Origin of the sequence: Nocardia sp. NPDC058480, from assembly GCF_042720495.1 — a bacterium.
Classification (GTDB): domain Bacteria; phylum Actinomycetota; class Actinomycetes; order Mycobacteriales; family Mycobacteriaceae; genus Nocardia.
This window is the reverse complement of sequence record NZ_JBHXMN010000001.1, coordinates 474046-482328: the sequence shown is the minus strand read 5'-3', so window position 1 is coordinate 482328 and position 8283 is coordinate 474046. Positions and strand designations below refer to the sequence as shown.

Sequence of the window (8283 nt, the reverse complement as noted above, 5' to 3'; positions counted from 1 at the left end):
CTAACCCCCGCTGTTGCGCAAACATAAGTCGATTTATCGATGATCCTGCCAAGTCGGTGTCCACTACTCGAGGTGAACCTCACGAACCCTGACTGTGCGTGTTGGTTTCGGGGGTTTTCGGTGGTCACACTCGACCCCGGTGGATCACGGTAGCCGATCTACCTGCGACGATTCCAAGGTGTGATGCACGTTCGGTCTCGGACGACCATGGACAATCACCGACATTGCCGAGCTGCGCGGCTGGGTCGCCGACCGCGGCACCGGAGTCCGTATCGCCCGCAAGGGTGTCGAACGCAGTGACCGACTCGGGCGCCACCGGTGGGTCGTGGAACGGACCTTCTCCTGGCTGACCGGCTACCACCGGCTCACCTGCGCTACGACCGCAAGGCCGAACACTTCCTCGGGTTCTGGACCCTGGCTGCCGCGCTCACCTTTTTCAAAGAAGCTGGCCAAGGTCCGATCAGCGACATGAGACAAAGTCTTAGAACAGTGCTCCCTTGCCGCTACAGAGCATCGATCAGTGCCTGCCGTAGTTCCTTCGCGCTTGTGATTTGGATGGCGGGCTCGTCGATCAGGGCCTCGTCGATGACCCTCGAGAGCTTGCTTGGGATGTGGGGATTGCGTTGCAGAATGGGAATGGCGTTGTCGTGCAGCACGATCGCGATGGGATCGGCGGTGGGCGGGAACTCGCGAGGGGTATGGCAGGTGAGCATGAAATAGAGTGAGGCGGCGGTAGCCCAGACGTCGACCTCGGGCCGGGCGAACTTGTAGTTGATCAGCTGCGGACGGGACATGAAACCGACCGTTCCCGCTGTCGAGCCAGTCAGGGTGTGACCGGACAGCCCTGCCCGTTCGAAGGCTTTCGCCAGACCGAAGTCGGCTAGCTTCACGATCGGAGCCGTACCCGGACCCGCGAGGAGGATGTTGGCCGGTTTGACGTCACGATGCACCAATCCGATTGCGGTTGGCTCGGTATCGATGGTGGCCCAATCGACCGGAACGTTGTGTGCGTAGTCGAGTCCCTCGAGCACCTGCGTGATGAGGGCGACAGATTCGCCGACACCCAGCGGCCCCTTGGTTTTGACCAGTTGATCGACGCTGCCTCGGTCGCAGTATTCGCACACGAAATAGAACGTCGCGCCCTCCGCGCCGCCCTCCCTGAAGCCGACGATATTCGGGTGGTGTAAGCCACGGATGCAGTCCATTTCGCGGAGGAAACCCTGCTCCGCCTTCGGATCGACACCGACCTGCGCCGGCAGCACCTTCAGGGCTCGCGCTTCCCCGGACTCGGTGTGGCGCACCAGGTGCACCACGCCCTGTCCACCTCGTCCGAGTTCACGAACCGGCTCGTAGCCACGGATCACGGGCACACCCACGCCCGGCCGGGGGACGGATTGCAGCAGCGCACCCAACAACGCCTGCGGGTCCCTGCGGCAGTCGTCGCAGAGCTGTTTGCCCGCACGGCGTCCCGGGGTCGATCGACCGCACAACTGGCAGCGCGGTGCGCCGGGAGCATCGTTGTGCTCGGTGACTCGGCATCGGTCGCATAGCGCAAGGCCTACGGTGACATCCCGGCCACAACGGCCGCATGTCGGCGAGACGACGACACCGACCCGGATGACGCATTTCCCGAGCCGCACCTCATCGCCGTCGGCCAGATCGCGTTCGCGAAACTCCAGCCGGGCGCCTTCCTCCGGGGTCTGGCCCGGTAGGCGGCGCCCGATCTCCGCACCATTGACGTGAGTCCCGTTGAGACTGCCGAAGTCTCGTACCCGGATATCGGGAGGGTTGATGTCGAACAGGCAGTGATGTCGAGACACCAATGGATGCTCAGGATCGTCGACGACCCGCAACGTGCTATCGACGGCACGCCCGGCAACGCAGTGAGCCTTCTCGTCCACGGCGAAGTGCACCCCCGTCGACGGACCTGTAACCACCGTCAATGTCACCTTGGCGGACATGGTCAGTGCCCCTCCCTTCCCATAGCGGCAACATACCGCGCCGATCGAGCTCACTACATTTGTCGAACAGCGTGAACGCGATGGCGTCGGCACTCAACCTGACGCCCTACAGGGTGTCGACCGGAGTCAGCAGCGCCAAGTGTTCCTCTCGCACGATGCCGAACCATAGCGCCCGGCCGATCAGCGCGGCCCGCCGATCCTCCAGCTCCCCATAGCCTTTCAGCCCCAGACGCTCGACCAGGTACTCGATGTGATAATTCACCGCCGCCGTCGTCGCGAGGTCTTGTCCCGTTGCGGTCCTGCGCAGGGTGCGTAGCAGTCCGGGGATCGTGGGGATGGCGGCCGAGCCGTACACCAATCGCGGTTCACACAGGGCGACCAGGACGAGAAAATGCTTGGTGGTCGGGTCGAGCGGCCGGATCGGATCGGCGGTGCGTCCGGTCACGGTGACTTCTGGGATGGTGGCCAGCGGTCGTCGCATCGCGAACACCTTGAAATCCACCACCTCCCCTTCCGCCGACAACAATTCCACGCGCGAGGAGGCGAAGGGTACCGGGAGCCGTTCACCTGGGCGGATCGTGAAATGCTCGCCGCGCCCCTCATCGTTGTGAACGACATAAGTCGCCGTCGTCCGAGAGCTCAAATTCGTGAGCAGCCAATAGGAATCGACCACCTCGATGCGCCCGGCCACACGCGAGATACCAGGTCGGTCGATGCGGATATCGACGCGGAACGTATCCGAGCCGCGGCCGAATGAACTCGCCTCGCCCGGCCACAGGTTCAACGCCGGCTGCCGCGGACCCTCCAGCGGCGCCGGAACATGAACGAGGACCGAGCAGCTGTCGTTCGAGATCACCACACCAGTGTGGCGCATCGATCCCACCTGAAACAGGTCTTCAATACATGGTGGCGTGACCGTAGACTGCGAACGTGTCGCTATCGTTCTTGAAGATCCGGTACGGCCGCCATGTGGAGTCCGACATCGAGTCGAGCTGAACATGGGGAGGGCCTCCGCCTGCGGGCGTTTTGACGCTCGAGTCGGTGAAACCGTCGGATCCGTTGTCCGCGAGTAGTTTCGAGATCCGACGTCGGAGCTCCCCGGGGCTGATCACAACTATCTCCTTGGCGCCCCATACATCGGCTACCAACTGGAAGCCTGGTTCGATCTCCTCGATGCTGACGGGCGGTAGCTGCTGTGCTGCAGCAATGACTTTGTCCGCCAGTACGGCGTTGGCCACACCGGCGGCTCGGGTGCCTTCGGCCGCGTCATCGCCAGTCCGTTTGCGATCGAAACGAAATCGCATGATCTCTCCCTCCCTCGGCTGCAGCTCATCCTCCCCGGCCGCACGAAATCGACTTCGTGCCCTTGACTCTCCGGACAGAACTCCTCGGTGCTGCGTAGACCATGATCCGTCCGGGGCTGTGTGATGGCAACCTGACAACTTTCAGGTTGCGTCTCGAGCGGCGGTGCGCGAGTGTTCGACCCGACGCGCCCGCGCGACGATCGGTGCGACGGAAGACACCAGGGAGGAGAGTGCAGGGGATGGCACTTTTCAAACGCAAGGGCCACGAATCCGACCATGCCGGGACTATTGTCGATCTACTGACGCGTCAGTTCGCCGCCGCCGGCATCGCCGACCCCGAACGGGTGGCACGAAAAGCAGCGGACGCTGGACTGGCCCCAAGTCACATCAAGACCACCGCGACCGCACGCTTCGCCGTCTTCCGAGCCGACTCTGCCGACCAGCCGAAGCGATTTCTGGCCGACGACCTGAGAGTCGACGCGAGGTTGATCTACTTCGTCGTGGAGACGCCGGAGGGCAACTGGGGCAGGGACATCGATGGCCTGTACCTGGAGAACCTGCTGCCCTGGCAGCGCGACATTGCCCGGGCGACCTGTGATGCCGACATTGTCCGGATCCCCGGCATCGGCGATCCGTCCGGTGGGCTGATTACCGCGGCGAAAGGCACAATGGACAACTTCGTCGCCGAGCTGCGGTGCGGATCCTGCGGGTCCGGCTGGTGGGATGGCATCCGATACCGAGACTTCACCGCCGTCCGCTGCCCCGGCTGCGGGACGGTGAATCGGGTCGACAGCCGCAACTACACCGTAGAGACGTACACCAGCCCCGAAGCTCAGGAGGGCTCGTCGGCATCGCCGCCGACCGAGTGGGCTCCGCTGACGCCGACTCAACTGGCAGAGCCGAGGCAGGCCAGCGAGCGGCTCGTAGAACTCACCGCTGCCGCCCGAGCGCGTAGACGCGATCTCACTGTGGCCCAGATGCAACTCTGGGCGGACCGGCACCATCTCGATGCCATGCTGTCCACCGCAGCGCCCATAGAACCATGGCTCGCAGAGCACGCCGAAATACGTGCTATCGGACGTCAACTCGACCGAGTGGGCGGACTACCGCTCATGCGGCGCACATTCGACATCCTCGAGCCGACAGGACCGCTGTTCGCAAACGTGCGGGTGAGTTATCTCTGGCACAACATCGGCCAATGGCGTGACTGAGCGCGCGGCCTGACGACGTTCAAGCAGTGATCGTCGCCTGGGCCAGCTGCCAGGGCGCGGACGGCCCCGGCGGCGCGAGGTGCCACACGCGGAGCGTGCCATCTCGGCTGCCGGACACGACGATCCGGCCTCCGGCGGTCGACGCGACGGCGGTGATACGCCCGGTATGGCCGACCAGCGTCCGCAGGCAGCGCCCACTTCCGCCGAATCCCCAGATTTCCACCCGCCGCCCGGTTATCGCATCTCCGCCGATCACCAGTCGTTCGCCGTTGAGTGCCACAGGTCCAGCGAGTCGTCCGGGCGGAATGCGCGCCGTATCGACCGTCCTGCCGTTGCGGACGGTCCACACCGTAAGCGTGTGCGTTCCTGTTGTGACACTTGGTGATACCGCCCGTTCACTATCCGCATCGAGGATAACGTCCGTGAATCCGTCGAGCGCCCGCACGAGACGTCCCGAGCCGACCTCCCAGACCCGCGTCACCTCTTCGTGTGGATAGAAGCCCACCACCAAGCGATCGTCGGCAGTGAGCGCCACCGATTGCGCGGCATCGCTTTCGGGGCGATGGCGGCGCCCTTCCCGCAGGGTGCGCAGCACTCGGCCGCAGTCGAGATCCCACACCCGCACGGGCCCCGATCCGCCGGACACCGCGATCGAACCGTGCGCGCCGATCGCTATACACGCTGCGGGAATCTCGCCGAGACGATGGAGACGGCGACCGGTGACCGCATCCCAGACCGTCACAGTGTCTGCGGCATCGCGTGCGATGACGCGAGAACCATCCCTGCTCAGCGCCATCGTCTCGACCGCGTCGCCCACCGCGAAGACATGACGGCACCGGCGGGTCTCGATGTCCCATATCCTGACAGTCCCGTCGGCGCCTGCAGACGCGACGACGCGGGCGTCGGCGCTGATCGAAACTGCACCCACCGGGCCATCGTGCCCGGAGAACACGATTGGCTCGGCCTCGACGTCCTGCTCGCGCGCATGAGCGAGGGCTTCGGCAATCTCTCCCTCGTTGGGTGCCGCCCGGGCGGCGAGCTCGAGATGCCCACGGGCAGCGCGAATGTCGCCGCGCTCCAGATGGACCAGCCCGAGGAAATGGTCGCGAGCCGGGTCCCCGGGGCCGCGACGACGAGCCGCCTCCAATTCGGCGATCAATTCGGCATCGGTGATCCGACCTTGTCGCCAGCGGCGCAACCCGTAGTTGTACGCGGTGTGCGGGTGATCAGGATCCGCTGCTCTCGCCTGTTGCCAGAGTTTCTCCGCGCGTTCAGGACTGCCGACGTCGAGTAGGGACAGTGCGTGATTGGACAACCAGTCGGCGGTCAGCGACCGCCGCTCCGGCCGCGGCCGCCGATAGCACACACCCGTCAACTCTGCGTAGAGTTCGATCAACTCGTCGGCGAGAACGTGCATAGTCGGACGCGTATCCGGGTTTATCGCAAAACATTTCGACAAGACGTTCGCCAATCCTGTCGGCAGCGCGGGAATTCCCGCGACCGTACGATTGTCAGCCAGGAATGTTTCGAATGTCCTTGCCGCAGTCTGACCATATCGGCACGGTGGTTCGCCGACGAACAGCTCCCACACGCTTATCGCCCAGGACCACACATCCGTCGCTCCCGACAGCCGCACTGCCGGGTCGACAGCGGCCTGAGCTTGCTCGGGTGAGCAGTACGCGATGGTCATGCCCCCGCTGTAGCCAACACGCAGGCTCGGCTGCGATACCTTGTCATCGCGGACATAGGCTCTCGCCAATCCGAAATCGGTGACTTTCACGGTTCCCTGACGTGTCAGCATCACGTTCGCCGGCTTGATGTCCTGATGGACCAATCCGTTCTCGTGTGCGTGCGTCACGCCCCACGCGAACTGGATCGCCACATCCAGCAGACGATCCAGCACCTCAGGTTCCGCACCGACGTAAAGGGTTCGCGTGGCCATCGCTTCGGCGAGGCTGCCGCCGTCGACCCACTCGGCGAAAACCCTTGGCGTCCCGCGCCATTGCCGCACGTACACGCAGGTCACCGTGTTCGGATGTACACGCAATCCCACCCACGCTTCGGCTTCTTCCTCGAATCTGCGCACGTGGACCGGTGAACCCAGAAGCTCCAAGCGCGGTGTCTTGACCGCCAGTTCCGCCCGCCAGCCTCGATGCCATACCCGATAAACGACCCCCATCCCACCCGAGACGACCGCGCGAACGTCGTACAGGTCGTCGATCACATCGCCGACGTGCCACGGCTCGATTCCCCCCGAGAAGACCGCGCGACCACCGTACAGGTCGCCGATCACATCGCCGAAGTGCCGCGACTCGATTCCCCGTCCGCGCGGGTTCTTTCGGCCAGCCTGGCGGATCTCGTCCCCCCGGTCGCCGCCCTGGGCGCGCTCGTTGCCGGCATCGGGTGCGCGCGGACCTTCGCGTCGCGGGCTCTCGGTCTCACCCCGGCGTATCTGGTTGCCTGATCCAACTCCGATGTCGGCGACCCGAGGTACGTCGCGAGGTCGGGGTTCGCCCGCCGGTTGCGGAATACGCTTGACCCTCTGCTGCTCGATCGGCGACAACAGATCCCACGGCAGAGTGATTGTGGAACCATCTGCCGCGAAGTATCCGAGGTGCACTACGCCGACGCGGCCGTCCGCGCATACCAACCAATGTGCGGCGTCTGCCCCGCGCTCGCGGGCCTGCTCCACCCACGGCGTTACCCAGTTCGTGTAATCACCGCCGGGAATCCTTTTCCGGATCCGTCCGGGGTCCGTGTCGGCGAACAGGCTCACCATGATCTCCGCATCGTCGCGCCGCCGTACATCACCGTTCCAAGCCCCCGCGACGAACGACAACGCGGTTTCGTCGTCCAGGCTGGTGAATCCGGGCCGCACGGCAAGAGAGTGATCGGCGCGTTCGAGATGTGCCAGATGTCTGGGAATGAGTTCGCGCACCCATGCATGGAACTCATCCTTCAACACCACCACCACGATTCGTCGAACGCCATTCACGGTGACATCGCGGATCAGCGCGCGATCGACCGCACCGTGCGGCAGACTCTTGTTCTGCTCATACGTTTCGATGAGGAACCGTCCGTAAGCTTCACCGAGGTCTCCCGATCCGTGACATCTGGTTATCTCGGCACCGGCGAAACACATGCCCGTGTCGCGAACGGCCGAATGCACGATCTGCTCGGCCTCGGCGCCGTCCGGGTCGTGTCCGCTCGTATATAGGATGAAAACCCCGTCGGTGCTCGCGGCTCCGCTTTTCAACTATCTCAGCCTTTCAATACCGAACTCGTCACGAGGACTCCGTCAATGCTCGTCGCAATCGGGGCACTTCGCCAGGGGTAGTCCTCGAGCCTGCACAGCGACCAGGAAGCGGCGAGCGCTTCACGGGCCGTTCCGGTGTGCGACTTTCGGTACCGTTCAGCGCATACCGGGTCGAATCATCGCCGATCCGGGTTGACAGTGTCCGTTCGAGGAACTCGAAAGCGGAAGGCTGGTGGCGCCCGAGTCGGTCACTGCGTTCGACACCCTTGCGGGCGATACGGACTCCGATGCCGCGGTCGGCGACCCAGCCGCGCAGCTCGGCAATGTCGTAGGCCTTGTCGGCGTGTAGCTGTCCCATGCAGCATCGACAATCTCAGAGAGGCAAGTCGTGCGGCTCACGCATGAAATCAGTGAATCGCCGAACCCTCCATCTTCCTAAGGAATTCGATGGCGTAGATCGTCAGGGGGGACCGCCGCGCGACGTCCATTGGCGATCGCCAGGGCGCGTCGGCCTTGGGAACTTCCCATCGGAGCGCCTGCGGCTACAAGTG

General features: G+C 64.2%; 5 protein-coding genes and 1 pseudogene. 2 read left to right on the top strand and 4 right to left on the bottom strand.

From position 1 onward, the window contains the following. Positions 1-220: 220 nt before the first annotated feature. Positions 221-429, top strand: a pseudogene (locus tag ACFWO8_RS02275) (transposase); the annotation flags it as partial. A gap of 74 nt (positions 430-503) precedes the next feature. Here ACFWO8_RS02275 and ACFWO8_RS02270 read toward each other — a convergent pair. The 3 genes from ACFWO8_RS02270 to ACFWO8_RS02260 are packed head-to-tail and all read right to left on the bottom strand — an operon-like array spanning position 504 to position 3265. Continuing rightward, positions 504-2015 carry a protein kinase gene (locus tag ACFWO8_RS02270; protein ID WP_378940680.1) on the bottom strand — a complete coding sequence of 504 codons (1512 nt, stop codon included), beginning with the start codon at positions 2013-2015 and terminating at the stop codon, positions 504-506. Between the two features lie 52 nt (positions 2016-2067). Further along, the gene (locus tag ACFWO8_RS02265; protein WP_378940679.1) at positions 2068-2817 is read right to left on the bottom strand and encodes a hypothetical protein; all 750 of its coding nucleotides are present in this window, start codon (positions 2815-2817) and stop codon (positions 2068-2070) included. A 40-nt stretch (positions 2818-2857) separates the two neighbouring features. Then, entirely contained in the window at positions 2858-3265 is a 408-nt protein-coding gene (locus ACFWO8_RS02260; RefSeq protein ID WP_378940678.1) for a hypothetical protein, read from the bottom strand. Between the two features lie 239 nt (positions 3266-3504). Here ACFWO8_RS02260 and ACFWO8_RS02255 point away from each other — a divergent pair, with 239 nt between their 5' ends. Beyond that, the gene (locus tag ACFWO8_RS02255; protein WP_378940677.1) at positions 3505-4476 is read left to right on the top strand and encodes a hypothetical protein; all 972 of its coding nucleotides are present in this window, start codon (positions 3505-3507) and stop codon (positions 4474-4476) included. A 19-nt stretch (positions 4477-4495) separates the two neighbouring features. On the opposite strand, the gene ACFWO8_RS02250 is transcribed toward ACFWO8_RS02255, so the two are convergent. Continuing rightward, positions 4496-7732, bottom strand: a complete 3237-nt coding sequence (locus ACFWO8_RS02250; RefSeq protein WP_378940676.1) for a WD40 repeat domain-containing serine/threonine protein kinase — start codon at positions 7730-7732, stop codon at positions 4496-4498. Between the last annotated feature and the right edge of the window lie 551 nt (positions 7733-8283).

Excerpts from the sequence above, each read along its gene's own strand:
- ACFWO8_RS02260 (WP_378940678.1), bottom strand. The coding sequence starts at position 3,265 with ATGCGATTTCGTTTCGATCGCAAACGGACTGGCGATGACGCGGCCGAA.
- ACFWO8_RS02255 (WP_378940677.1), top strand. The coding sequence starts at position 3,505 with ATGGCACTTTTCAAACGCAAGGGCCACGAATCCGACCATGCCGGGACT.